At 42.5% G+C, this 26237-nt stretch carries 24 protein-coding genes; 11 read left to right on the top strand and 13 right to left on the bottom strand.

Annotation, left to right across the window (positions count from 1 at the left end):
• Nucleotides 1-161 precede the first annotated feature (161 nt).
• Complete coding sequence (locus V7K84_RS02035; RefSeq protein ID WP_334835889.1) at nt 162-1817, bottom strand: B12-binding domain-containing radical SAM protein; 1656 nt, start codon at nt 1815-1817, stop codon at nt 162-164.
• Between the two features lie 502 nt (nt 1818-2319).
• Nucleotides 2320-3198: an NAD(P)H-binding protein gene (locus V7K84_RS02030; RefSeq protein ID WP_334835886.1), complete on the bottom strand. Its 879-nt coding sequence runs from the start codon at nt 3196-3198 to the stop codon at nt 2320-2322.
• 562 nt (nt 3199-3760) lie between these two features.
• Here V7K84_RS02030 and V7K84_RS02025 point away from each other — a divergent pair.
• The 3 genes from V7K84_RS02025 (at nt 3761) to V7K84_RS02015 (ending at nt 7450) form a co-directional block, all read left to right on the top strand.
• Entirely contained in the window at nt 3761-5380 is a 1620-nt protein-coding gene (locus V7K84_RS02025) for a cyclic peptide export ABC transporter (protein WP_334835884.1), read from the top strand.
• A gap of 59 nt (nt 5381-5439) precedes the next feature.
• The gene (locus V7K84_RS02020) at nt 5440-5670 is read left to right on the top strand and encodes a DUF6737 family protein (RefSeq protein ID WP_334835882.1); all 231 of its coding nucleotides are present in this window, start codon (nt 5440-5442) and stop codon (nt 5668-5670) included.
• 664 nt (nt 5671-6334) lie between these two features.
• Nucleotides 6335-7450, top strand: a complete 1116-nt coding sequence (locus V7K84_RS02015; protein ID WP_334835879.1) for a sensor domain-containing diguanylate cyclase — start codon at nt 6335-6337, stop codon at nt 7448-7450.
• Between the two features lie 84 nt (nt 7451-7534).
• Here the strand turns inward: V7K84_RS02015 and V7K84_RS02010 are convergent, their stop codons facing one another.
• A complete protein-coding gene (locus tag V7K84_RS02010; RefSeq protein ID WP_094348983.1) occupies nt 7535-8125 on the bottom strand; it encodes a thioredoxin family protein in 591 nt (196 codons plus the stop codon).
• Nucleotides 8126-8367: 242 nt separating this feature from the next.
• Nucleotides 8368-10287, bottom strand: coding sequence for an ATP-binding protein (locus V7K84_RS02005; RefSeq protein ID WP_334835877.1), 1920 nt, complete (start codon nt 10285-10287; stop codon nt 8368-8370).
• A 328-nt stretch (nt 10288-10615) separates the two neighbouring features.
• Between V7K84_RS02005 and V7K84_RS02000 the strand changes: the two genes are divergently transcribed.
• Entirely contained in the window at nt 10616-10819 is a 204-nt protein-coding gene (locus tag V7K84_RS02000) for a hypothetical protein (protein ID WP_094348985.1), read from the top strand.
• A gap of 362 nt (nt 10820-11181) precedes the next feature.
• Complete coding sequence (locus V7K84_RS01995; protein ID WP_334835874.1) at nt 11182-12036, top strand: cyanophycinase; 855 nt, start codon at nt 11182-11184, stop codon at nt 12034-12036.
• A gap of 446 nt (nt 12037-12482) precedes the next feature.
• On the opposite strand, the gene V7K84_RS01990 is transcribed toward V7K84_RS01995, so the two are convergent.
• The gene (locus V7K84_RS01990; RefSeq protein WP_334835871.1) at nt 12483-13400 is read right to left on the bottom strand and encodes a M23 family metallopeptidase; all 918 of its coding nucleotides are present in this window, start codon (nt 13398-13400) and stop codon (nt 12483-12485) included.
• 318 nt (nt 13401-13718) lie between these two features.
• Between V7K84_RS01990 and V7K84_RS01985 the strand changes: the two genes are divergently transcribed.
• A complete protein-coding gene (locus tag V7K84_RS01985) occupies nt 13719-14384 on the top strand; it encodes a glutathione S-transferase family protein (protein WP_334835869.1) in 666 nt (221 codons plus the stop codon).
• Nucleotides 14385-14743: 359 nt separating this feature from the next.
• On the opposite strand, the gene V7K84_RS01980 is transcribed toward V7K84_RS01985, so the two are convergent.
• From V7K84_RS01980 to V7K84_RS01950, 7 genes are all read right to left on the bottom strand, one after another.
• Nucleotides 14744-15751, bottom strand: a complete 1008-nt coding sequence (locus V7K84_RS01980; protein ID WP_334835867.1) for a phycobilisome rod-core linker polypeptide — start codon at nt 15749-15751, stop codon at nt 14744-14746.
• A gap of 647 nt (nt 15752-16398) precedes the next feature.
• Nucleotides 16399-16737 (bottom strand): CpeR family transcriptional regulator, encoded by a 339-nt coding sequence (locus tag V7K84_RS01975; RefSeq protein ID WP_099102916.1) that lies wholly within the window; start codon nt 16735-16737, stop codon nt 16399-16401.
• Nucleotides 16731-17360 carry a chromophore lyase CpcT/CpeT gene (locus V7K84_RS01970; RefSeq protein ID WP_334835865.1) on the bottom strand — a complete coding sequence of 210 codons (630 nt, stop codon included), beginning with the start codon at nt 17358-17360 and terminating at the stop codon, nt 16731-16733. The genes V7K84_RS01975 and V7K84_RS01970 overlap by 7 nt, the downstream gene beginning before the upstream one ends.
• A gap of 98 nt (nt 17361-17458) precedes the next feature.
• Entirely contained in the window at nt 17459-17995 is a 537-nt protein-coding gene (locus V7K84_RS01965; protein ID WP_334835863.1) for a phycobiliprotein lyase, read from the bottom strand.
• Between the two features lie 234 nt (nt 17996-18229).
• Nucleotides 18230-18988 carry a phycobilisome rod-core linker polypeptide gene (locus V7K84_RS01960; protein ID WP_334835861.1) on the bottom strand — a complete coding sequence of 253 codons (759 nt, stop codon included), beginning with the start codon at nt 18986-18988 and terminating at the stop codon, nt 18230-18232.
• Nucleotides 18989-19414: 426 nt separating this feature from the next.
• The gene (locus tag V7K84_RS01955) at nt 19415-20278 is read right to left on the bottom strand and encodes a phycobilisome linker polypeptide (protein WP_334835859.1); all 864 of its coding nucleotides are present in this window, start codon (nt 20276-20278) and stop codon (nt 19415-19417) included.
• A 457-nt stretch (nt 20279-20735) separates the two neighbouring features.
• On the bottom strand, nt 20736-21317 hold the full coding sequence (locus tag V7K84_RS01950) for a phycobilisome protein (protein ID WP_334835857.1): 582 nt from the start codon (nt 21315-21317) through the stop codon (nt 20736-20738).
• A 234-nt stretch (nt 21318-21551) separates the two neighbouring features.
• Here V7K84_RS01950 and V7K84_RS01945 point away from each other — a divergent pair, with 234 nt between their 5' ends.
• Nucleotides 21552-22214: a HEAT repeat domain-containing protein gene (locus V7K84_RS01945; protein ID WP_334835855.1), complete on the top strand. Its 663-nt coding sequence runs from the start codon at nt 21552-21554 to the stop codon at nt 22212-22214.
• Between the two features lie 151 nt (nt 22215-22365).
• A complete protein-coding gene (locus V7K84_RS01940; protein WP_334835852.1) occupies nt 22366-22566 on the top strand; it encodes a hypothetical protein in 201 nt (66 codons plus the stop codon).
• Between the two features lie 113 nt (nt 22567-22679).
• Here the strand turns inward: V7K84_RS01940 and V7K84_RS01935 are convergent, their stop codons facing one another.
• Nucleotides 22680-23528 carry a pentapeptide repeat-containing protein gene (locus V7K84_RS01935; RefSeq protein ID WP_334835849.1) on the bottom strand — a complete coding sequence of 283 codons (849 nt, stop codon included), beginning with the start codon at nt 23526-23528 and terminating at the stop codon, nt 22680-22682.
• Nucleotides 23529-23642: 114 nt separating this feature from the next.
• Here V7K84_RS01935 and V7K84_RS01930 point away from each other — a divergent pair, with 114 nt between their 5' ends.
• The 3 genes from V7K84_RS01930 to V7K84_RS01920 all read left to right on the top strand — a co-directional run bounded on the left by V7K84_RS01930 (nt 23643) and on the right by V7K84_RS01920 (nt 26065).
• Nucleotides 23643-24221: a phycobiliprotein lyase gene (locus V7K84_RS01930; RefSeq protein ID WP_334835847.1), complete on the top strand. Its 579-nt coding sequence runs from the start codon at nt 23643-23645 to the stop codon at nt 24219-24221.
• Between the two features lie 242 nt (nt 24222-24463).
• Nucleotides 24464-25198: a 15,16-dihydrobiliverdin:ferredoxin oxidoreductase gene (locus V7K84_RS01925; RefSeq protein WP_334835845.1), complete on the top strand. Its 735-nt coding sequence runs from the start codon at nt 24464-24466 to the stop codon at nt 25196-25198.
• Nucleotides 25199-25318: 120 nt separating this feature from the next.
• On the top strand, nt 25319-26065 hold the full coding sequence (locus tag V7K84_RS01920; RefSeq protein ID WP_334835843.1) for a phycoerythrobilin:ferredoxin oxidoreductase: 747 nt from the start codon (nt 25319-25321) through the stop codon (nt 26063-26065).
• The last annotated feature ends 172 nt before the right edge of the window (nt 26066-26237 follow it).

Genomic DNA, 26237 nt, shown 5'->3' with positions numbered 1-26237 from the left:
TGGACTGTGGGCTTTCAACCCTTACAATGTTAGGCAGGTAGCAGTGCGATTGCGTCTTTCCAAGGAAGTATCGCAAGTGTATCTTCAAGGTTACTTTTTTACAGTTCTGTATATACCTCTAACAGACTTTCAGGCTCTCAAAACTTATTTTACTTGTGACGTTAGCTACGAACTTTCGTAACAATTTTCTGGGAATAAAATGAAGCCGATGCTTCATTTTTGGCGCAATCTTGGGCAAACTTAATCAAATGGTGTCCGACAAGTCCAACGTGAACCAAATTTTCAATATTACCTGCTTTTAGCGCTGGCTTGGCCATTTTCCAGAAAGTCTGGCGATAGTTACTAAATAAGCCTATCCGCACCAAAATATTAGTTAAATAAGTTAAACCCTTGCGAATATTAGCCGCAGAAGTCCGAGAGGGGCTGTTAGGTACTTCGATGCGATTTGGATAGGTGTGTTCCATGTTGTAGGCAAATCGCTGATATAAAAATTCCGGCTCATAAGCAGTTGTAATGCAGCGCCGCCACATCTCAATAACTTGCTCATAAGGCATCAAAAACTTAACATTTGATTCCCGGCTTTCATCAAAGAGAAGTCGTCCTTCTGTTTCTAACCTCCGCCATAATGGAGTTCTCGGTAATGCATGAAGTAGGTTAATTGTCAACATGGGAATTTGCGATGCCCGAATAAATTCGATTATTCGGTCTGCTGTTTCTGGAGTATCTGTATCTAACCCGATGATGATTCCTGAAACTACTTCCATACCATAACTATTTAAAACCTGAATCGCTTTTAAGATTGGCATACTCAGATTTTGGTCTTTGGAAATCGCATGGAGGGCATTTGGTTCTGGTGTTTCGATGCCGCAAAAGATTGTACAGAAATAAGCTTCGCGCATCATTTCCAGCAGCTTTGGACTTTGAGCTAGGTTGAGCGTTGCTTCACAGGCAAACTGGATGGGATAACCATTGCGTTTTTGCCAGTCAATCAGATGCGGAAGTAACTTCATGGCGGCGCGGCGATCGCCAACAAAGTTATCATCGACAAAATATACTGCCCCTAAATTGCCAGATTGTCGCATTGCATCTAACTCCGCGACTACTTGCTCTGGTGTTTTCATCCGAGGACTGTTGCCATAGAGTTCGGGAATATCACAAAACTCGCAGCGATAAGGGCAACCACTAGAAAACTGCACATTTGCCAAGAAATAATCATTGATATTCAGCAAATGATAAGCTGGCGTGGGAAACTCTGTTAAGGGTAAACGTTCCTTGGTTTCAAAGCGAATTTGTTGTTGCGGACGTTCGAGATTTTGGTCTAGATATTCGATCATGCGATCGCTAGCATCTCCCAATTCGCCCAAGTGTAAAATGTCAAAATCAGGATAATATTCTGGACACCCAGACACCGAAGGTCCGCCCACAACGGTAATTTTCCCGGCTCGATGGGCAAGTTCGTTAATTTGATTAATCTGTGGTTTTTGGATATGCATTCCACTCACAATCACCACATCAGCCCATTGATAATCAGCCCTCGTTGCTGATTTGACATTCTCATCAATAAACCGCACTTCCCATTCTTTAGGTAAGTAGGCAGCCACAATTAAAATACCTTGGGGTGGCATAAAAGCCCGAACATTACCCATAAGTGGGTAAGCGTGATGAAAAGTACCAAAGGAACGGCTGTACTTGGGAAAAATACACAGAATACGTCGATGGTGCGAAGGAACGTAGCGGGTTCCTTGAGTAACAGAAGCGGTTTTGGAATCGGCCGCTAGATTAATTTGGTTCTCTAAAGACTTCAAATTCACAGTCATCGCAAATTTCACCCTGGAAAACTGAGCAGGTAATTTGACAGTTTCTTGACAGAATTAGCTGTAATTCCAACTAGCTTACCAAAGAAAGGCAGAAGGCAGAAGAAATTATAAATGTATTTTTGCTTAAAACAAAGTCTTAGCGATTATAAATCGCCCAATCTTACCTTCAGTAAATCGCAAAGTTTTTTTCAAACTAAACAATTAATAACTTCCTCAAGGGTTTCTGAATCGGTTAGGGCTAGTTATTTTGGTGAAGTCAAGAGTAATTATTAGGATGGGCGTAAATTCCTTATAATTCAATACAGTTCAGTTAAGCATCTCTCTTCTCTCTGCGTTCTCTGCGCCTCGGCGGTTCGTTAAAAAGTTGACTTTGGTAACAGAGTTTCAACCTTAACTGAACCGTATTGCCTTATAATTTCATTTTTTGAAACTCTTTTCCAGAATATAAGTTTTATAAAAACTTAGGTATTATTTAGAACTAAATATATACGGAGAATTGAATTTAAAAAGCAGCAGCAAATTCCTTTGCAAAATCTTCTAACTTTACTTTGCCCATAGCAATTGGCTTATGCAGTTCATAATCCTGCCGCGATGCGCCGCTGTGAATGCTGGTGCCCATTTCAACAAAGTTGGCCGCAATATGTGTCGGCATTCCACTCTCTTCCAAACCGCCTTGTGTTTGCTCATCGGTCAAGATTACCCATTTTAAATCCGGCTTGCCAATGGCGGCGCCTAAAATGTGAGCAGTTTCGTTGGCTGTATGCTCGTCACTTACCACATACCGCACTTGCTTGCCGGTAGCAGCTGTTTCTATCTCTTCCGCAGCGGCGGCGACAATATCTATTGGGGCAACCATTACAAGCTTGTCGTCGCCACCATAGTTTGCGCCAATAAAGCCCAGCCCTTTTATCATATCTACAAAGTTGTAGAGATTGTAGTAGAAGTAACCAGGGCGCAAATGCGTAATGGCTACGTCTGACAGCTCATTCAAAATGCCTTCTACATCGTGAGAACCGAGGATGAATCCGGTGCCCTTATCTAAATTCGCGCCCATACTGCTGAGATGAACCACACGCTTTACGCCCGACTGTTGAATGGCTTGTACATAGTTGCTACCAGTTCTTTGGTAATACTCTCTTGGATCGGGCACGGTATAGTTTGGCGGCACCATAGCATACACGGCATCGGCACCAGTAAATGCGGACACCAGGAAATCAACGTCTTCCAGTGAGCCGATGGCAGCGGTGGCGCCCAAAGCTTCAATGTCTTTTTGCTTTTCCGGCTTGCTGCTGATAACCGTAACCGTATGACCTTTTTGCACTAACTCCTTTGCCAGTGGCTTGCTGATGTTTCCTAATGAACCTGTTACTATAACTTTCATAAATATTTCGTTTTTGTTTGCGAGGGTTTCTGAATTGGTTAGTGCTATTTGTTTTGGTGAAGTTAATGGTAATTATTAGGATGGGCGTAGATTCCTTAGAGGATGTCTGAAAAGTTTTTTTGTATACACGTAGCCTTTGGAGATCCCCCTAAATCCCCCTTAAAAAGGGGGACTTTAAGACTCTTATTCCCCCTTTTTTAAGGGGGGTTAGGGGGGATCGACAAATATTTGATACTTCTCAGACATCCTCTTATAATAATTTCATTTTTTGAAACTCTTTTCAAGAATATAAGTTTTATTAGTTTAGGTATTATTTAGAACTAATATGTACGGGGAATTGAATTGGCGTAGGCGTAGCCTTTGAGAAAAACTTTGCGATTTACTGACCTTGTGCCTGATTCATGGTGATATTTGAAGGGGTGTTTAACTGGTAAAATATAAAATCTAGCCTAGCAATGCAAATTTAATTGGTTGGCAAACAACTATTATGGAAATCGCGCATGGGACATAAAAAGAGAGATTTTCATTTTTTGTTGTATCCAACTGGGTATAGGCATTCGTCATGAATTTGATTTACTTTCTTTTGCGTTCTTCGTGGGGGATGGTAGCGATCGCGATCGCTACTGGATTTTTGAGTGGCGGTAGTAGTGCTGGCTTGATTGCCTTAATTAGCCATGCTGCAAGTAGCGGTACTCCTTTCCGCCTCACATCGATAATTTGGGGTTTTGCAGGGCTGGCTATAGTTGCACTAATTACCAGTATCGTTTCTCAAGTGATGCTGATTCGCCTTTCCCAGAATGCAGTCTTGCAATTACGGATGCGTTTAAGTCGCCAAATTCTCGCTTCCGAGTTGAGTCATCTGGAACGCTTAGGGAATCCTCGATTATTGGCAACTTTAACAGAAGATATTCAGGCGGTGGCTAATGCTGTTTATCAGATGCCTTTTATCTTTATTAATTTAGCGATCGTCTTGGGTTGTATAACCTATATAACCTGGCTTTCTTGGTTAGTATTGTTGATGGTATGTGGGATTTCAGTAGTTGCGATCGCTAGTTGTCAGTGGCTACTCAACAGAGGCGGGCAATTACTGACTCTAGCTCGTGAAGATGAAGATCATCTGTTTAAACATTTTCGCACCATTACCGAAGGAGTCAAGGAACTTAAACTGAATTACAAGCGGCGTGAAGACTTTTTAGAAGAGAAACTACAATCAACTGCTAACGAGTTCCGTCATCACAACGTTAATGGTCTAAGCCTTTTTGCCATAACTTCAAGCTGGGGCCAACTCATCTTCTTTTTCGCTCTCGGTTTTGTACTGTTTGTCCTGCCTAATCTGCTTACCATCAATCCCGAAACTCTCTCTGGTTACATTTTGACCTTCACTTACTTGGTGTTACCAATGGATAACATCATCAGTAAACTTCCTCTATTAAGCAAAGCTAGCATTGCCTTACAAAAAATCGAATCTCTAGGTTTATCTCTAGCTAGTCGAACTGAAATATCCACTGTTCCACCTGCTCTGAAATCTGACTGGCACAGGTTAAAATTTCAAAGTGTCACCCACACTTACTACACAGAACAAGAAGACAATAGCTTTATTTTTGGCCCCATCGATCTAACACTTTATCCTCAAGAATTAGTCTTCATTGTCGGCGGTAATGGTAGCGGTAAATCTACATTAGCCAAACTAATTACTGGTCTTTATATCCCAGACAACGGCGAAATCTGGTTTGATGACGAGTTAATTAGCGAAGAGAATCGAGAATGGTATCGCCAACATTTTTCCGTGGTATTTTCCGACTTCTATTTATTTGAAGAACTTTTAGGATTAAAAAATTCTAACCTGGATGCTCAAGCCAGAAAATATTTACAAAAACTGCAACTAGACCATAAGGTAAAAGTTGAAAATGGACAAATTTCTACCACTGCTCTTTCTCAAGGACAACGAAAACGGCTAGCTTTACTCACAGCCTACTTGGAAAATCGACCAATTTATCTATTTGATGAGTGGGCAGCCGATCAAGATCCAGTATTCAAAGAAATATTCTACACTCAACTTCTCCCAGAATTGCGATCGCGGGGTAAAACAGTGCTGGTGATTAGCCATGACGATCGCTATTTTCATTTAGCAGACCGAATTATCAAACTTGACTATGGAAAAATAGAGTACGATAAAACTTAATCTGGCAAAACAATTGATAATTATTAAAAGAATATTTGGAGTTTGACTAAATAAAACTAATGTCTGAACAAAAGCCCATAAGTCCTTGGAACTATAAACCTTGGTGGTGTCAACCCTGGTCTATAGTTCTCACAGGTATAACACTGATTGGTGGTAGCTGGTTACTATTTAAAACTATCTGGCTAACAGTTCTCGTTTCCATCCCAATAGGAACGTGGATGGCATTTTTTGTGTTGTTTTGGCCACAACTAATGATTCGCAGTGGAATTTTGGAGTCGTATAAAGAGTAGTTTGAGCTTAATGTAATGCTGGCAATTAGTCCAGGTAGAGAAAATTATTCCACCGTGTTCAGAGATTTAGCATCTCATTACCCCCCTTAATCCCCCCGATATATTGGGGGGAAATAGCAAATTTTGTTCCCTCCCCAATACATACGGGGAGGGTTAGGGTGGGGTAAAACCCTGGTTAATCAGCTATTTCAGACTTGTGTGTACACGGTAGCCGATGCTTTGGGGAGGGGTGCAATGACTGTGGAAATCATAACTAATTACCCGGACTTGATATAGTATTATCTCTGCATAAATATGCAGAGATGAGCAAAAGTGTGCTGCAAAGTTAAGCGATCGCTCAAGGAAATTGTGAGAAGAATTTCCCCGAACCAGTTTCTAACCCTCGGAGCTTATGTAAGTATAAAAAATTAGTAGTATCAAAAACATTAATCCATGATGAAAAACTCTGACGATATAATAAGTTTTGATAATTTTTTGCTCCTATTTATATTTTCAAGCTTCTTTTGGGCAAAAGACCTTGTAAGTATCTAAATACTTAGGGAATTTGCACAGGGAAAGTTAGGGTGACATGAACAACAGAGCAAACCAAAGGCATGAAGCGCATCATGTAATACAATATTTCTGTATATTCAACCGAATGTTGATTTTTATTGCAGAGATGTTAATGTCACGCAGCCTTGTTGCTGGAGAGGTAATGCTGCGGTTGTTCCAAAATTTACAACGTCCCAGACTTTCCTGGCTAAGGCTTAGATGCTCATCTGTGAAAACTCAAGCTGTTCCTCTACCTGACAATGAAGCAGAAAGGCTCAAAGCCCTGGCGCACTACAATATTCTAGATACCCTACCCGAACAAGCTTTTGATGACCTAACTGCTATTGCTGCCTACATTTGTAAGACTCCGATTGCTTTAATTAGCTTAGTTGATAGCGATCGCCAATGGTTTAAATCTAAGGTTGGACTAAAAAGTAGCGAAATACCCAGAGATGTGTCTTTTTGCTCCCATGCCATTCTGCAACCAGATGAGATATTAGTGGTTCCCAACGCCCTTAAAGACAATCGCTTTAATAACAATCCCTTAGTCAAAGGTAATCCCAAAATTCGTTTTTATGCTGGTGTCCCTCTAATTACGCCCGATGGTTTTCCAATTGGGACATTGTGTGTTCTAGATACCATTCCTCATCAACTAAGTTACCAACAGTTAGATGCACTGCGCCGCCTAAGTCGTCAGGCGATCGCTCAAATAGAACTCATTCAGGAAGTTCGCAACCGCAAACAAGCAGAGATCGAAGGAAGACAGTTATTGCTGACCGATGAATTAACAGGTTTGTATAACCGACGTGGTTTCTTCTTAATGGCTGCACAGCAGTTGAAAATTGCTCACCGCATGAAAGTGTTTTGCTGGGTTATTTTCATTGATTTAGATGGACTAAAACAGATTAACGACACCCTTGGTCATGACATGGGAGATGCCTTGATTATTGATGCTGGTCGATTACTTAAGCAAAGTTTTCGGAACTCAGATATTGTTGCCCGCTTGGGTGGCGATGAGTTCATTGTTTTCATCTCTAGCTACTTTAAGGATGCTGATAGTATCCAAGCGCGTCTACAAACAAATGTCGCCAGCTTTAATCAACAGCAAAACTGTAGCTATAAACTTTCGATGAGTATCGGCATAGAGCGTTACTCACCAGAGAGCAATATGTCACTAGAACAACTAATCGCCAAGTCTGACGAATTAATGTATGCTCAAAAGCGGCTGAAGCGGCAATCTCTTATATAGAATATCCTATTACATAACAGTCTTTAACTACGAATTACGAACTTGTACTGAGCGTAGTCGAAGTATTACGAATTACGAATTATTTTAATTTACCACCTGGCTGCCATGACTGCGGGGATCATCTTGATTCGCCGTTGGTGCTACTGGGGCTGAAAACTTGGAAACTTTGCCGCTAGCTTGAGCATAAGGGAGAGACGAACCAGTAACCAAAGCTTCTAAGTTACTAGCCATAATCGTCCGGGGTTGATCGCCGATGGCTTGGGCTATGGTTTCCCCTTGCTGACTCAAAAATACAAAATGGGGAATCCCATCCACCCGATATCTCAGCATTTCCGGCAGCCACTTGGTATTATCCACATTCAGCATGACAAAATTCATCTTGTCAGCATACTCTGTTTCTAGTTGAGTGATATCTGGGGCCATTTTCTGGCACACAGTACACCAATCAGCATAAAACTCTACTAGAGATGGTTTGCCGTTGCTGATGGCTACTTCTAACGGTGTGGAAGTCTCGCTTAACTTGGCTAGAGTTGCCGAGGTTGTTTCAGTTCGCAATCCTAAGACGAGGGAAACGCTAAGTGCGATCGCTACCATTACAATTAAGAAGTTTCTCAGACGCTTCCCGAATGTAGATTCAGGTTTTTCGGGAGAATTAACAGGTGAATCAGTACTCATAACAGCAGAATTATTAAAACTTCTTAAGCAATTTCTTCTTTAGTTTAGCTGACTCCAGGCACTCTATAATTTCTCTAGCTTTGGAAGCTTGAACTGGAAATTGGAAATTGGGCATAAGACACAAGAGGCAGAGGAGCGGAGGGACAGAGGTGCAGAGGGGAAAAACTTACTGCAACTTCTCCCCTGCTCCCCTGCTCCCCTGCTCCCCTGCTCCCCTGCTCCCCTGCTCCCAAAGCGCCTATTTACTTAACTTCCAAAATCGCTCCAGTTTCCTTCAAATAAACCCGCGTAAATGGTTCATCTTCACCCAAAGTATAATCTTCAATCAACCCTTTGCGACGAACAGAAATATCGTTGCCTTTTCTAATCACCACAGTAGAACCATCGAAAACATCTCGCGCCAAAATCATCTCAGTTTCGGTGGGATTATCCAAAACTACGATATTACTATTTTGGTAAAATATACCTTGTTCTTCGAGGATTTCTTCAGGATACTCGGCAATTAGCAAATCAAGTTTGGGATGACGCAGCAAAGTTTGAACATTGTTGTTGTAATCTTTGCTTAATACTTTTTTCGAGCGATTCACAAAAACGGCATCACGACAAACAGCACCTATTGTCAAGTTGGAATTTTGCAAAAGGATATGGTCAATCGTTGCTTGCAGTTCTTCAACTGAGATTTTGTTAAAGGTAATAATTGGTATCCTGGCATCCGTACCCGACTCAAAAAAGGTTTCTAAAATATGAGAAGGTACATCAACACTTTCACCAACAGAAGGTTTAAGATGCATTAAAACGCCTGGTGCAGCATTGATTTCCAAGATAGCAAAGTTACTGGATTTCCAAGATTCTGCAAGACTTTTGGTGATCACATCAATCCCCAGGCAAGTCAGTTGGAAATGTTGGGCAATATCTTGCGCCAAGATAATATTGTCATCATGAACTGTCGGAGTTGCATCGATGCTCATACCTCCAGCTGAAAGATTAGCAACTTTACGCAGGTACACAGTGCGTCCTTTCTCAATCACACTGTCTAATGATAAGCGTTGTTCGTCTAGGTAGAGTTCCATCGCTTCATCGATCTGAATTTTACTCATCGGCGAGGTTGGCGTATCTAAACGTGCAGGTTTGCGGTTCTCTTGGCGAATTAACTCTGCAAGTGTTAAATACCCATCACCCACAACTGATGCGGGACGGCGTTCTGTGGCGGCGACGAATCGACCATTGACACACAACATACGAAAATCCGATCCTGAGATGCTTTTCTCAACAATTATTCGGGTTTGCTGATTTTCGGGAATCGCTGCCACTGAACGATTATAAGCAGATACTAGTTCTTTTGAGTCTTGCACATCAGCCGTGACGCCAATTCCTTTGTGACCTACCACTGGCTTAACTGCCACTGGGTAGCCAATTTCTCTTGCTGCTGCCAAGGCTTCTTTCTCAGAAAAGACAATACTACCTTCAGGTACTGGGAAACCCAAGGTTTTCAAAAATGCCTTACAATCATCTTTGCGGGTAGTAAATTCTGAATCTAGATGGCTATCACAGTTAAATGTTGTTGCTACCCCCCGGACATGGTTTTTTCCCAAGCCGTATTGCATCAATCCTTCTTCCCACAGATAAAAGGCGGGAATACCTTTCTCGTAAGCTGTTCGCAATAGAGCGTAAACCGTGGGGCCACCGTAGACAGATGCGCGAAATCTATCTTGCAACCTCACCAGTTGCTCATCAAAGGCAAAGTCTTCGTCTTGGGTAATGGCTTCAAACCAATCCCAAACAAAGTAAATTACCTCTCTAGTTGTACGTTCATGTAGTGATTGGATGCTAATTCGCGTGAGATTTGGATATGGCTTCGCACTCCAGCGGTTAAGGTGTAAATCCATGTCCAATTTTGCGGCTTCGGACACAACTTGTCCAAAGAGATGCGCATAAGATTCGTAGGTTTGATCGCGAAGATTTGGATAGCGATCGCCAATCCTGGCAATATAATCTTCAATGGGCAAAGGCTCTCTAGAGTCAATTAGAGCAAAATCAAATGCTAGCGCCCCTACATTTAAATAAGGGTTGGGGCCAAGGTAATGCTTGAAGTTGAAAATATCGAATACATCCGTTCTTCTAGCATTAATGCGGACTAATTCACTGCTTTTTTGTAGAACCATTGATTGCGAACCTTCGGCTAAACACCCTGAATTTTTAGTGCTGAGTTTTAGTTACTCAGACTTATTGATTGTAGATTGACTCAAGTTAATTTTGGAGAGTGATGGCTTTGGCACTGAGCTAATCAGAACCCACGCTACCTCTATTACTAAGCATTTTTAACTATCTTAAGGCATAATTAAATCTCCACTCTTCTGCCAGGAAGCAAGAACAGTCAATTCATCCTGATGAATAATCAAAGATATAACCTTTGAAAGGTGCAACACTCATCCAAAAATTGTATAAATAGATGTGGGTTATTAAAAAGACAGTATAAAAAGACAGCAAAGTATGAATAGCACACAAGCTGCTCTAAGAGATGAAATTCGAGAACTAGCTGACGAAGCTTTTCACCAAAAGCTGATCTCTGGACACGGAGATGGGGCAGACATGAATGAGTATCAAATTGTCTACCAAGGTAAGCCCAGGCATCTCCCACTCGAACAAGCACGTTTTTTCTTAACTAACTTGCTTTACAGAAGTCGGGTTCATTAGGGCTTGCCATCAGATATTTATTTGCATCTAGTTAGGGTCAATAGCAATTACTCACATCGCCCGATAAATCTCCAATCGACAATGACAATATAGCCAAAAATGCCTCTAGAAAATACTTCTAGAGGCAGTTGACGTTGTAGATTTTATTTAGTGATTGGAAAATTAGATAATTTTTCAGAAAATTCTCTACGTTCGCGCAGCGTGTTGCAGATAGACACTCCGGGTAGCTTGCTTCCCCGTAGGAGTATGCATCTACGCAAATGTTAACCCTACTTTATCAAGGAATCTATCAAAGGGATGATTTGATACATTGAATTGTCATGTTTTAGTGAAATTTATTAACTCAAATCCCAGGGGACATCATGGTGGAAAGTAATATTAAAAGGCAGTTAGTAATTATTGGGGGAGCCGAAGATAAAGAGGGAGATTCCGTAATTTTACGGGACTTTATCCGACGCGCTGGAGGTACGAAGGCGTACATTGTAATTTTGACAGCAGCCACAGAACTACCAAGAGAAGTGGGAGAAAATTACATCAGAGTGTTTGAGCGGCTGGGAGCTGAAACTGTTCGTATTATTGATACAGAAACCCGTGAAGATGCATCTTCATCTACCGCATTGGAAGCTATTAAGAAAGCAACTGGGGTCTTTTTTACAGGGGGAGACCAAGCTCGGATTACCAGCATCCTCAAGGATACCGAAATCGATACGGCTATTCACCAACGATTCTCTGAAGGCGTAGTGATCGCAGGCACAAGCGCTGGAGCTGCTGTGATGCCAGATAAAATGATTGTGGAAGGTGATTCGCAAACACATCCTCGAATTGAAACTGTTGAAATGGGCCCAGGTATGGGATTTTTACCAGGGGTAGTAATTGACCAGCATTTTTCTCAGCGTGGACGCTTGGGACGCTTGATTTCAGCTTTAATACTAGAACCTGCTGTCTTGGGATTTGGGATTGACGAAAATACCGCTATGGTAGTAACAGATAACCAAATTGAAGTAATTGGTGAAGGTGCGGTTACGATTGTTGATGAATCAGAAGCTACATATAACAATATGGGCGAAATTTTGAAGGATGAATCTTTGGCGATTTGTGGAGCAAAGCTTCATATTTTGCCACATGGCTTCAAATTTGACCTGAAAACTCGTCAGCCTATCCTAAATAATGGCTCTGTGCCAAATGGCTCTCAACAACTTGCTTCAGTTAACACTTAACTTTTAGTTAAGTGTATTTAAACTGAAAGTTTTATTGAACAGAATTCAGGAGTCAGGAGGTAACAGAGCGTAGTCGTTGGCGTGGTAACAGAGCGTAGTCGTTCGCGCAGCGTCTCGTAGAGAAGTGCAGCCTCTCGTAGAGAAGTGAGTCATAATTCAGTTGGGTATTCTGTACAACTGACAAATAGTGCAGCGTAAAGCCTTCTCTTTTCCCAAAGGGAAACGCGGCGCGTAGAAAGCATCTTGATTCTGAATTCTGAGTTCTGCATTTTTCTTCAACTAATCGCTGTAATATCATGTCCGGGTAATTAGTTGTGATTCCCACAGTCATTGCACCCCACCCCGCCGGCGGGGTGGGGTTCTTGGGGTTTAGTAAGTAATCAAGCGGACATGATATAACGCCCCTGCCTCAACCTTTAGTAGGCAGGGGGATATCAAGAAGAATATCAAGGCGATTTCGTTAAACTATAAAAACTGTCAGAACGAATCTGACTGCCATTTCGCCAAACTTCAACTCTTTTTGGAGTAACTAAATAATAAAAACTACCATTATCTGCTCGATATCTGTCTTTACCAATATTCAAAGCTACTATCTTTATAGGCTTGCTTGGGGCTTGCTTCAATTGTCCAATATAAAATAATTGACCATTTTCTTCACAGACTTTTACACGAGAGCTTGTAGTCTCACCTTCAATAAGACTAATTCCATTGCATTTAGTATCAGTGCTTACAGGTGTAAAATCTATTGGAATTGGCTGCTGTGAGGGTGAAACTTGATTGGCTACTGGGGGTGGCGAGACTGGACGGTTCTGGTTATCCACTTGCTGAACTTTAGAACCGGAGCCAACACTTGCAGTTACGGATGTCAACAAACGAACGGGGTCAACTGCTATTCGACCATTTGGATGAACTTCAAAGTGCAGATGAGGTGCTGTACTATTGCCTGTAGATCCCATCTCGGCAATCATTTGACCTTGAATAACCTGTTGACCTTTGCTCACCAACAAACGGCGATTGTGACCGTAAACAGTAATACTGCCGTCGAGATGTTTAATAGTTATGGCATTTCCTAATCCCCAATTATCCCAACCTGCTTTAACAACTGTACCGGATGCCGCAGCAATAACAGGAGTTCCAGATGCCCCTGCAATATCAATTCCTTCATGTTGATATTTGCGGAAGCCTTGAGAAATAAACCCTTTAGTTGGCCAGATTAAGTTAGAAGTAGGGATAGGAATTTGCCCAGTTGGGGAATCGCTTGCCAATTGGGTTAAGGCAGATGTCGCTGTACTTAATACAGCGGTTAAGGATATTAACCCAACTAGTCCATAAGTACGGTATCGATAAATTATAGATTTTTTCATAAGTTGCAAGTCTATTAAAACAATAATTCAGACACTTTCTGATTATTTGTTGTTTCAAGCTTACTCGCAAAATATCAGGAAATCTTTAGTGACTGGAGTTTAGACTAAAGCATGACAAAATGACCCAGCAGTAGTAAGTTTACAAGTTACACATCTGGAAGTAGAAAAACTAAAAGGTCAAACCAGTGGTCAATCGCTTTCTCGACGGTAGTAAAGCTGCCAGAATGAGCATAAAACAGGCATAGACAGTCCCACCCACGCTAACCATAACAGAACGCACACCCAAAGCAGAAAATTGGACCGAAAGGAGAAATCACCATGACCCTGACAATGACACCCACTATTACCGCCTTTGAACGGTCGCCTGATGGCGGCAAGGGACTGGCGCGTGACATGCGCGTTCGCTGGGCACTCGAAGAAGTGGGTCAACCTTACAACGTTCGTCTTGTTTCGTTCAGTGAGATGAAGCAACCCGCGCACCGTGCGCTTCATCCTTTCGGGCAAATTCCAACCTATGAGTCAGGCGATCTCACCCTGTTCGAGTCGGGGGCGATCGTGTTGCATATCGCGGAGCGCCATACAGGGCTGTTGCCAGACGATGCGAATAGTCGAGCGCGAGCGATCGCATGGATGTTTGCCGCACTTAACACGATGGAGCCGCCAATCGTCGATCGGGAAATCGCCACGTACTTAGAGTGTGATGAAGCCTGGTACGAGCAGCGCCTGCGTGTCCTCGAAGGTCGCATCCGTAACCGACTGGCAGAACTTTCCAGTCACCTTGGAGATGCCGACTGGCTCGATGGCGCATTCAGCGCAGGCGACCTGATGATAGTGGAAGTGCTGCTCAGGTTGAAAGACTCGGGTATGCTGGACGACTATCCGAATCTCTCTACCTATGTCGCCCGTGGCGAAGCGCGGCCCGCCTTCAAGCGTGCTTTCGCCGCTCAATTAGCGGTTTTCACTGGCAAGCAACCGACTGGCTGACTAGCGCAAAAGATAGATATAATATCATGTCCGGTTAAAGACTTATCATTAAGACCGCAGAGGCGCAGAGGAGCAGAGGTGCAGAGGGGAGGGGTTTTTGGGCTTTCTGTATAGACTTTAGGAATTAGAACTAATTAGTCGGGCATTATATAACACTATGGACCATAGTGTTACATCGAAAGCTTGTCCGCTTAATTACTTATTAAATCTGAAGAACCCACCCCGCTAAAGCTACGCTTTGTCTCCCTTTCTTGCAAGCAGCTTCTCGAATCGGGGTTAAAGAGTTTATTTGTTTGTAGTGAAAAAATGGGCGAGTTAAACTTGCCTAACCCACCCAATAAAACTAAACATTAGAGAAATTAGCCATTAAAAACGCGACTGCGCCACTTATTCAACCGGGCTTCTCCAATTGTGGCAGACCGCCGGGAATCAGCAATTTGCTCTTGCAAAGCTGCAATCTGTTTTTCTTGGGCGTCAGCTTGCTGTTGCAAAGATGTATATTCACCTGTGCTGGTGGGTAAACTAGAAGACTGCCAACTACTACTAAATTTTGTTGTCCCAATGTTGGCAAATGGTCGTAAGTCTGCTAATTGTTGTTGCAAAGTTGCAATCTGGCTTTCTTGCTCTTTAATCTTTTGCCGCAAGCTTTCTTCGGCTGCTGTAGGAGCTGCAATAAAGGTATTAACTGGAGCAGCAGTTTCTGGCTTGGGCTTGAATATTTCAGCCAGCAATGCACTAATATCCGTGAGTTTCTGTCTACCGTAAGGAGCGTTGGTAATTAGCGATCGCACCAGTTGAGGTTCATTATTGTTTGCTAAGTTCTTATCGCTGCTAGAGTTGCTCCGCAGCAGTTGTAACATATTGGTAAATTCCAATATCTTTTTGCCCGTTTGAGTTTTATAACCCCGGTAATATGGCACTATATTCTCGCCAAAGGCATCTAGATACTCGTCGCTATCAAGATAAGAATCAATATCTGCCTCAAAACCTTCCTCATCTAAAATGTTGCTGTGATGTTTAGTTTCGGAGTAATCATCGGGAGCGCGACCCAGCAGGTGCTTAAAGTTCAGTTCAATTGCCCGATAGCGGTAAACGTTATCAAAAAATCTAGAGCGATACAACTCTGATTTGGCAACTTGACGCACAAACTCACGCACATCGATTATGCCTTGCTTAAGTTGTGATTCTGGAACGATGAGCCGCTCACTTTCCATGATGTAGGCATTACCCAACACTTGCCGATAAACTGCCCGAATTACAATTTCAATGTCATCAACTGAAGCAGTATTCCACAGTTCTATAAATTCTATTTGGGGAAATGCTTGATATTGGCGTCGTCTGGTTTCTTCGTCTAAGAAGGTCTGCATAGTTGGGTTAGTGTGGGTAAGAGTGACTAATTTGTAAAGTAAAAATAAAATTTCTGTAGGGAGCTAGTATTTGGCTTTGGTTTCTAAAGTTGTAGCAACTGGTGAACCAGCGCACTCAAGAGGACATTATGTTAGATGCATATTTCGAGATGATTTGTCACTCAAATACAAATCAAAGCATCTAAGAGGATGTTTTAAAAGTGTTTTGCGGTGACTTTAGGCACTTTTAGATCCCCCCTAACCCCCCTTAAAAAGGGGGGAACCGGAATCAAAGTCCCCCTTTTTAAGGGGGATTTAGGGGGATCTAGAACTTTTTGTTACCGAGAAGAGGACTTTTCAAACAACCTCTAACGCACCACTAGATAAAATGGTGGGTTAGGTTAAAGCCATAACACACCCTACTTAATATTTATTAATTACTGGTTATTGATATTAACTTATCAAGTTTCGGGGAGTTTTTTAGTTACATTTTCTAACAAACTTAGACGGCTAACTATTAATAACTAACAGCTAATCACGATCGGAAATTAGCAATTAGACATTAACAATTAGCCGTCAACCCCCTTGGGGAGTATTTAAAATTCAAAACTTAATTTTGAATTGAAGTATAAACGCCTATCAGAATAATTTCCGTAGGATAGTAACTTTCAAGCACGCTCATCAAATCTAGTGTAGAAACCACCGTATTTTATCCAGTATTGTTTCAAAGTATGATGAGGTGTATGTAAACTAGCTTTTGCCTGATATAAAATAACTTGGCGATGATCTCCCATCCAAATTTTATTAACCGGGTCAACGGATATTACTGTCCCTCCTAAAGAAGCAACGCATTCAGAGAATCTCTCAATCGTTGTATATTCTAATGTCTCGAATATAAAAAAATTACCCGAACAAATCAAATGGCGGCTGCGAATCCAGCAGCGCATCTTTTTTTCAGCCAGTGGAGGCAACATTTTGGTTTTAACAGATTCAAGCTGAATCAACATAATGCGCTCACCGCAGGTAATTCATCAGCAAAACTTGCCCGTTTTTCAAATTGCAATGGCCCAGCAGTAGATCCCCATATTTGCTTGTGGGTTTCAATATCCATACCTTTATCTAGACTTATCCAAGTACGCTCGGTTATTTCTACTTCGCTGACAAGATATGTCTGACATCCATTGCGTTGAATCAAACATTGATTACCCGGTTCCACACTACCTCGAAACATTTCACCTTCTCGTTGGAAAACCATTGAACAGTGATAACGCCGTTCGATGCTTTCTAGGGTGATGGTTTTGAGGATATCTAATTCACGAGCTGCACCTGCATAAAGCATAGGATCTTTCAAGCTGTAATTTTCGATATAAATGCGATCGCCCAAATCGACTAGTCTATGTACTCCTTGACGATAGGGTGTCCATAAATCGTGGTCATAAGCTTGTTCAGAATAGAAACCGATACCAGAAAAAAATTCAATCGGTAAAGGACGAAAATAAATGTGAATGTGGGCGTAAAGTTGTGGATTTGCAAAAGATTGCTTGTAGTTGCTAAAATCTCCTGCCATCCAACAGGCTAAGGTGAGCAAATCGCTAGCGTTAGTGCTAGATTCGCTGGGCGCTATCGTCACGTCGCTTCGCTCCAAATTCAAAATTCAAAATTCACGCATTACAATCCCCATAAATAAATTAGGAGCTTGTATCCTTTTATGTTTTAACCCGATATTTGCTAACTTGTTGAACTTGACAAAGAGCGAATTTCTGAAGAAAAGGAAGCTGTTGTCACGCCTTTACCATCACTGGTTTTAATCGTCGCTACCCGAAATCGGAGATTTGGGTTAGCAAACCAAATTCGCTCTTCAGCAGCAGCGAGTTCATACTCTGTTAGCAGGGTAAAAATACCATCGTCACTCAGATGATATTTAGCCACTGCTGGAATTGTTTCAGCGTACCCCTTGTCCCGCAGGAGTTTGCCCCTAGAAGGATTTTCGACATCGGGAATTGGTACTAGTACAGTACTGCCAGAGATTGGTTTATCGTCCCAGTCTGATTCACCTTCCCAAGTCATCCGAAAAGGGTGAGTGATACTGCTGGGTTCAGTGTCATACAATTGACAGATTGCTACCACTGCTGGATCGGTGGTGGATAGAGACTCAATTTCAATGTTAGACAATACTTCTTCAAAGTGGGCGAATGCTAAATGATGAGCGCTACGCTGCGATCGCCATCGTCCAATTGAAAGTTCAAAAAAGTCAGTAATTTCCATTAGAAAAATGATCTTAAAAAAGTAGCTTAAAATCCAAGAGATATTTTGGCAAAAAAGAAAGTTATTCTCCTAGTCTATATGTTAGCCTCCTTGACTACAACAGCATTTGGGAGTGCTGAGTGGGGAGAGACGCGATTAATCGCGTCTGTACAAGAGTTAGAGGTTAGGAGTTTTCTTTTGTCCCCTTGTCCTCATTCCCCAATCACCAGTTCCCAGTCTCCTACTTAGACAAATCTAAGCAACTTCAGTGATACTGATAATTTTGCCGCCTGTGCGATGAATATTTTGCACTTGTCCAGACAGTTGGCTGTAGTTAACTACATATTCCAGGTTGCCTAGACGAGTACGGAGATTACCTGCACCTTTAACAGCCTTAATCAAGAAGCGTTTGTCGGTGCTGCTGACACTAGAACCAACTGCGGGAGCTTTGATGGATGTGGGTAAGTTGGAACCGATATCACCGATCAGTTTGGCTTTGCGATCGCTATCGCTGCTAGCGAATCCTCTGACTAAGCTAAAGGTGCGGTTAAAGGTAACATTCTTAATTCCGATTTGGGAGCTTGTGCTGCGCACATAAGGAACAATATTCTCGCCAAAATTCTGCTGATATTCGTTGCTATCGATATAGGAGTCGATCTCAGCATCATAGCCCTGTTCGTTGTAGATGCGGACGTGTTCGGAAATTTCTGCTCGATCGGCAGGAGGACGCCCTAGTAGGTGTTTGAAGTTCAGTTCAATGAACCGATACTGGGAAGAAGAGTTGAAAAACAGGGATTGATAAATTTCTGATTTTGCAACTATGTTGACGAATTCGCGGACGCTGATTTTGCGATCGCGCAATTGCGATTCCGCACTAGCTAGTCGCTCGCTTTCCAACAAGTGAGCATTACCCAAAACCTGTTTGTAAACTGCCCGAATCAGTGTTTGTAATTCACTTTCGCTGGTGTTCGGACGCAGATCAACAGTAGGTGAATCAATAGCCCAAAGTGACATTGAAGTATCTCCTGAAAAACGCTAATTAAATTTCCGAGCATCCTACCCCTTGTAGAGGTAGAATTTCCCATCAGTTGTCAGTTATTTTTGCTACTGACTAGCTTTTGTAAAAGTTTAGTTTGTGAAAGTGTGTTAAATATTTTCGTATTTGACAACTGACAGCAGTAATCGCTTTGGCTAACTTTTGATCGGTCGGGATTTACGCAAACTACAGCCGAAAAGAATAATTTTTAGGTCAGGGCAATGTATGTAGACGCATTGCCGAAGCGTCTAATAGAGAAGCAGCTTTCCGCATATTGCCTCTGAACTTGCCTGTAGTTTTGCGTAAATCCCAGAACGAGCGACACTGAGGATTGAAAGATTATAAACTGAGTACAGCGGAATTATTTCCCAATCCCTAATCTCTAAATCCCCAATTTCTATTCTTTAGTTGACAGGGGTAATACTGGCGATCGTACCGCCCTGCTTGTGAATCCGCTGATACTCTTGTGAAAGCTTATTGTATGGCACGAAAAAGACTTGGTTACTGCGGCGAAATTTGGAAATATTATTTACCACATTTGCCTTGTAGCCAGTGACTTCAATCCGGTAAACCTTTCCATCATCACCAGATCCCACACCCTGACGAGTGCGAGGAGTAGATGTTGGGTTGCGGAATGTAGCGCCCTTGCTGGCTGGTGAAATTACAGGAGTAGGTGTACTTTGAATTAGCAAACTGTTTAATTTTGGTTGTTTGCCAGCTAAGTCACCTTTCAGGCTGCTGCTAGAAGAACCACGTACCAGTTGAAACAAGTGGGTAAACTGAACCAAACTCTGAATAGCTTCGGTTTTGTAGCCCCGAATATAAGGGACAATGTTTTCCCCAAAAGTTTCTTGGTATTCGTCGCTATCTAGATAGGAATCTATCTCAGCCTCAAAGCCCTTTGTATCCAGAATAGTGCTGTGTGTACGCGTTTCTTCTAGATCCAATGGCGCACGACCAAGGAAATGTCTGAAATTTAATTCAATCGCCCGATAACGAGGGGCACTATCAAAAAACCGCGAACGGTAAAGTTCCGACTTCCCGACTTGACGCACAAACCCGCGAACGCTAATTTCACCCCGTTTGAGTTGAGATTCAGCAACGGAAAGGCGCTCGCTCTCCATTACATAAGCATTGCCTAGAACTTGTTTGTAGACACTTCTAATTACGGTTTCAACATCCTCATTAGAGCGATTTGGCCACAGATCGACGGGATCGGTGTCTTCAAACAGAGCGACCCCTAATCGTGATGCTGGTCCAAAAGCCATTCAAACTATCTCCCAGTTAACAACTAAATTTTATGAGAAGGATATTCAGCAGATGTTAAAAAACTTTACATCATTGTGACAAAGGGGAGGACATAGAGATTTTAAATCCTTATTAGTCGTGATGATTTTAAGTTTTTGCATCGTTTGCCTTTACACATTGTGATACGATGCCGAAACCATATTTATTAAAATTTGTTAAGTTAAATCATACTTTAGAGAAAATTTAGCTTTTTTTTAGTATTGGATTTGTAATTGGGATGCAAGTAATGGTATTCTCCCATTCCCTTGAGCCAGAGTATTAATTGTGCTGAGTCACCTAAGTTTATTTCAATCAGTGGGCATGAATAAATTCAACTATCTTACGCAATATAAAATTAAGTAATATTGTCTGTTAGTCAGAGCTTCAGTCCTGACTACAAACCTTTGATTATTCATGCCCACTTATCACTTAACTTATCTATCGAATTTGGAAAGTAGCCAATTGGCTGATTAAATGGTCAAAATAGGGAGCAAGAATTTGCTGCCGATCGGCTTGGCAGCGTTTCAAACTAGCAGCCTTGATGCTTTTTAAGCCTAAAATCATTGCATCCAATGGAACTTGTAATTCCTGATAGAGCAAATTCATATAATGCAGTCCTGTGGGACTTGTATATTCAGTGTGGCCACCTGCTATGCCATAAGTAATGCAGCGAAGAAAATGCCAAAAATCTCGCCAGCAAGCTTGGGCGCGTTCAGGTGGATAAAGACCGCCTCCAGGCTGGATAATTTCGGGATAAGTTGCCAAAACTTGTTCTCTAGATTCGTCAACGATTTCGGCGGCGCGATCGCGTAACAATTGAGCAACAGGAATCAACTCAGAATTATCGGGTGACAAGGTTGTAATCTGCGATAAATCTTCATCGCTTAGGTAGCGAAAAGCATCATCCGCAGCTTGAAATATTGCGATCGCTGCTTGTGGATGGGACTGTTGCCACTCAGCAAAGCTGACAATTCTAGCTTTAGCGATTAATTCTTTAACGGTTTCGCTTAATTGAGTCATTGATTTAGGGGATAGGGTATTGGGCATTGGGGTGGGGGAGCAGGGGAGCAGGGGAGCAGGGGAGCAGAGGAGAGTTCTTCTACAAGTTCTTTCCCCTCTGCCCCTCTGCCCCTCCGCCCCTCTGCCCCTCTGCCTCTTGTACCCAATGCCCTTAGATTCAATCTTCTTAGAATGCGATCGCCATTTGGTGACACCTGTAAAATAAAGTAAAGAATAGCTGTACCAAATGCACTTATGGAAATCCATAAAATCCAAGCTGAACTAAAGAACCCAGATTTTCACTATCGTCTAAAGGCGATCGCTGCTCTCAATAGTTATGAATCAGAAGTTGCAGTTCCTCTGCTCACCAGTAAACTTCATGACTCAGAATTTTTGGTGCGTTCTTTTGTGGCCAGGGGTTTGGGTAATCAACAATCAGCGGAATCTTTTGCGGCTTTGATGCAAATTATGAAATTTGATGATACTCCCAACGTGCGGGCTGAGGCGGCAAATTCATTATCGCTATTTGGCAGAGTCGCAGTTTCTCATCTAGTTTTGGCATATTATCAGGATGACCACTGGCTAGTTAGACGGAGCATTTTGGCTGCGATCGCTGAAATGGATTGCCCTGAAGAACTATTTGATATCTGCGTTCAGGGTTTAAAAGATGAAGATTTCACAGTTCAGGAATCTTCTGTTGATGCACTTGGCTTACTGGCTAATTCTAACCAACGTGCTGCGGCATTATCCCAAATACTAACGTTGGTGAATGATGAATCTTGGCGGATGCGCGTGCGAGTTAGTTATGCTCTCAAACGATTTGACCAACCGGAAGCCAAAGCAGCCCTGAACCAACTCAGACAGGATGAGGATCACCGAGTTGTTGGAGCTGCTTTAGAAGACCTGTTGCCACAATAGCGGCGTGGGTTTGTCCGCAATGCAATATTGTGAGAAAACCGATCGGATAAACAGTAAATATTTCATTTTACCTTAAATTTGACCAAAATATCCGGTTAGTCTGCCAAACTCTGGAATAAAAGATCAACTTTTTCTAGATGAGGAGGCATTTGTGACTGATATACAAGCTGGTCAAATGACTTGGCGACTACCAGATTCCTCAGAATGTGCCTTACATTTGCGGCATAATGCTTCGGAACCTTGGCGATCGTATAAAGAATTTCCCCAATATGTTCTACCAGATCCGCCCGGTTTTTCCGAAGGATACGCGACATTTTTAGCACTTCTAAAAAAGAACTGGCAATCATTATGAAAAGTGCTGAGTTAAAAGTGATGAGTGCCTATAAATTACTTTTTCATTCATACTCACAACTCAGCACGGGCTAAACGCCCCGCTACCGCTAACGTTACTCAGCACTATATTGGTCAAGCACTTAAACTTTCACGAGTTGTTGTGCGGGTATAGGCGTTCCAAACGTCGAGTTCTGAATATGGACGGCTAGAAAGCATGGCTTTAATTGCTTCTGTAAGTCCTTGAGCAAGAGTAAAATCTGCCCCAGCGATACTTAGAAGATTCTCCATCTCTGCATCACTGAGATCGGTTGCTCGCAGGTCTGTATCCCGCAAATCGGCTCCAGTCAATCGAGCATTTCGTAAGCAAGCCCCTGTCAAGTAAGCTTTTGTCAAATCAGCACCACTCAAATAAGCACCTTGCAAATTGGCTCCTGTCAAGTCAGCGCCACTCAGGTAGGCTCCACGCAGATTAGCACCTTGTAAATCTGCATTTCGTAAAGAAGCTGTATTCAGAAAAGCACCATTGAGATTAGCACCCGGCCCTACGGCTCCCGAAGCTTTGTAGTTATATTCTTTGGGCCATTTCGTTTGTGAATCATAACGCGCTAATTGGAGTTTGGCTCCCTCCAAATTTGCACCACTCAGATTTGCTTGTTGGAGATCGGCACGGTTTAAATAGGCTCCCTGCAAATTAGCCCCACTCAAATCGGCTCCTTGCAGATTAGCGCCTCGCAAATCAGCCCCACTCAAATCGACATTACTTAATACCACCTCACTGAGATCGGCTCCTAATAGCTTGGCTTTACTCAAGTTAGCTTGTCGGAAATCGACTTCCTTTAGATTGAATTGGTACAACTCTACCGAATCCACAGGGATTCCGGCTTTCAGGGCTGTTAAAATTTCTGGAGTTGGGCTGGGGCGTTCGGCAAAGCCGTTGCCGTAGGCATCGCTAGTAATAAGTTGAATTTCACTATTTGTCATCAGCTGATTAAAATATCACTTTTGGAGTTATTCTACACTTTAGCTAAATCGGGACTTCATCTCATCACTAGTATTAATAACGCCAAAATTTGATAAAACGAGGTTTCAAAACAGATGCATATAATACCACCTTTGACAATGATCGACTTCTTCCGTAAAAGTGAAGGTACATGGTTTACGGAACGCGCCGTTCATCATTTTGACTCGGCGGCGGATGAGTCGGGGGAGTCGAATTTAATTATTAAAGTCATGGGAAATGACGATCCGAAAGTCCAGGAAGTTTGTAAAGCCCAAGGGATAGATCCTAGTAAAGCAACAAGCGGTGCTAGCTTTGCATGGCAAGCTAACCTAGATACAAGGCTACCGAATAGCGATAATGCTGCGATTTTGGTTGATGTTCCTGACGAAACGAGGCGTTCTGGAAAACTGATTCGCAACCAAGGCTATGTTGAGAGTATTCCAGTTGTGAGCCGATATCGGTTTGCTGATGATGGAGTGCTGACGATTGATACTGACTATGACAACAATCAAGGTCAGGAACGTTGTTGGTTTGTTACGGATGATTTTCGTGTCAGGGTCAGTACGGTACGAATGATGAACGGAATCAACTTGATGACTTATTGTTCCGAACGTCGCTGTGTTTCCCAAGAAGTCTTGGAGCAAATGATCGGTCGTAATCATGCTAGGCGTTAGTGGGGAGAAGTGGAGAAGGGGAGCAGGGGAGCAGGGGAGCAGGGGAGCAGGGGAGCAGGGGAGCAGGGGAGCAGGGGAGAAGTTGCAGTAAATTTTTCCCTTCTGCACCTTTGCCCCTCTGCCCCTCTGCCCCTCTGCCTCTTCCCTATGCCCCATTAAGGAATGTTGCTTTGTTTCTCATAAATGAGACGTGTACGATCGCCATAACTTATTTTCATGCAAGGGTTAACAAATCATGCTCCATGTATAAGCCTTTCCTGGAATTTTTAGAAAAAGAGCTATTTCAGCGGTTTGATTTACAAAGTAGGGTCATTCCCCCTAGTTTGGAATTCAAAGTTAGCGATCGCGGCAGAAACCCAGCAACTATTCGCAGTTGGTGTTACCAATCTCAAGAGTTGCGGAAAATTCGCTATACCTACATTGATGCTGGGGAAAGCGCTCAAATTTTTAACAGCGTGATTTATCCCAGTCATCACTACGATTTACCTCTGTTAGGGATTGATTTTTTATCCTTTGGGAAAGTCAAAAACCTGATTGTGCTTGATTTCCAGCCTTTATTTCAGGATGAAGATTATCAAAAAAAATATATATTTCCGCTAAAATCTCTCCACGATAAATACCCGGATTTGGCGCAAAACTTAGAAATGAAGTTTTACGATGCCAACCAGTATTTTTCTAAATATCTATTGTTTGCCAAAACCGACCCGGAAACAGTGGCAACACGAGTCTTTGAAGCTTTTCAGGATTATTTAAACTTGTATTGGCAAATGTTAGCAGATGCCAAACCACTCCAAGACCCTGAAGATATCCAGCGGATTGTCAAAGCCCAAAAAGACTATGACCAATATAGTGCAGACCGCGATCCAGCATCTGGTTTGTTTAGCAGTTACTTTGGTCATGAATGGGCAGAACGCTTTCTCCATGAGTTCTTATTTGAAGATGCTGTTCCCCTAGCAGTCGGTGCCGGCAAAAGATGAAGGCAGGAGGCAGAAGGCAGGAGGCAGAAGGCAGGAGGCAGAAGTTCTTTAATTATTAATTTTGAATTTTGATTAATTTTGAATTTTGAATTTTGAATTTTGAATTCGGAGCGAAGCGACGTGACACTCTATCAGCCATTTCTCGATTATGCGATCGCCTATATGCGATCGCGTTTGGATTTACAGCCCTATCCTATCCCCACTGGGTTTGAGTCCAAGAGTGCTGTTGTGGGCAAGGGAAAGAATCAGGAAGAGGTTGTCACCACCAGTTATGCTTTTCAAACTTCAAAATTGCGGCAAATTCGTGCAGCTCACGTACAGGGTGGCAATTCGCTACAAGTTCTGAATTTTGTAATTTTTCCCCGCCTCAACTACGATTTACCATTTTTTGGGGCAGATTTGGTGACATTGCCAGGAGGACATCTAATTGCTTTGGATATGCAGCCCCTATTTCGCGACGATCTAGCATATCAAGCAAAATATACTGAACCAATTTTGCCCATTTTCCACGCCCATCAACAACATTTGTCTTGGGGAGGGGATTTTCCCGAAGAAGCACAGCCTTTTTTCTCTCCCGCTTTTCTGTGGACTCGCCCTCAAGAAACGGCTGTAGTAGAAACTCAGGTGTTTGCCGCTTTCAAAGACTATTTGAAAGCTTATCTCGATTTCGTAGAGCAGGCAGAACCTGTAACAGATTCACAAAATTTACTAGCCATTGAGCAAGCCCAACTGCGATACCTGCGATATCGGGCTGAAAAAGACCCAGCGCGAGGAATGTTTAAACGCTTCTATGGTGCCGAATGGACTGAAGAGTATATCCACGGCTTTTTATTTGACCTAGAGAGAAAATTAACAGCCATTAACTAGAGGCTCTTTGATCGCACTCAGTGCTGAGTACCTCGTTACTGAAGACTCATCCAAGTCACGTTAAACTAGGAAAATAATCTCAGTAATACCAATTCAAAAAATGTTTGCGACACGATCCGCTGATGCGCACCTTCCCCGATACCTCGGAAAGGGTTGGCGAGGGATCTTATCT

The organism is Nostoc sp., assembly GCF_036917315.1.
Lineage (GTDB): Bacteria > Cyanobacteriota > Cyanobacteriia > Cyanobacteriales > Nostocaceae > Nostoc.
The sequence above is the reverse complement of the archived record's forward strand: the minus strand, read 5'-3'. Positions and strand labels throughout refer to the sequence as shown.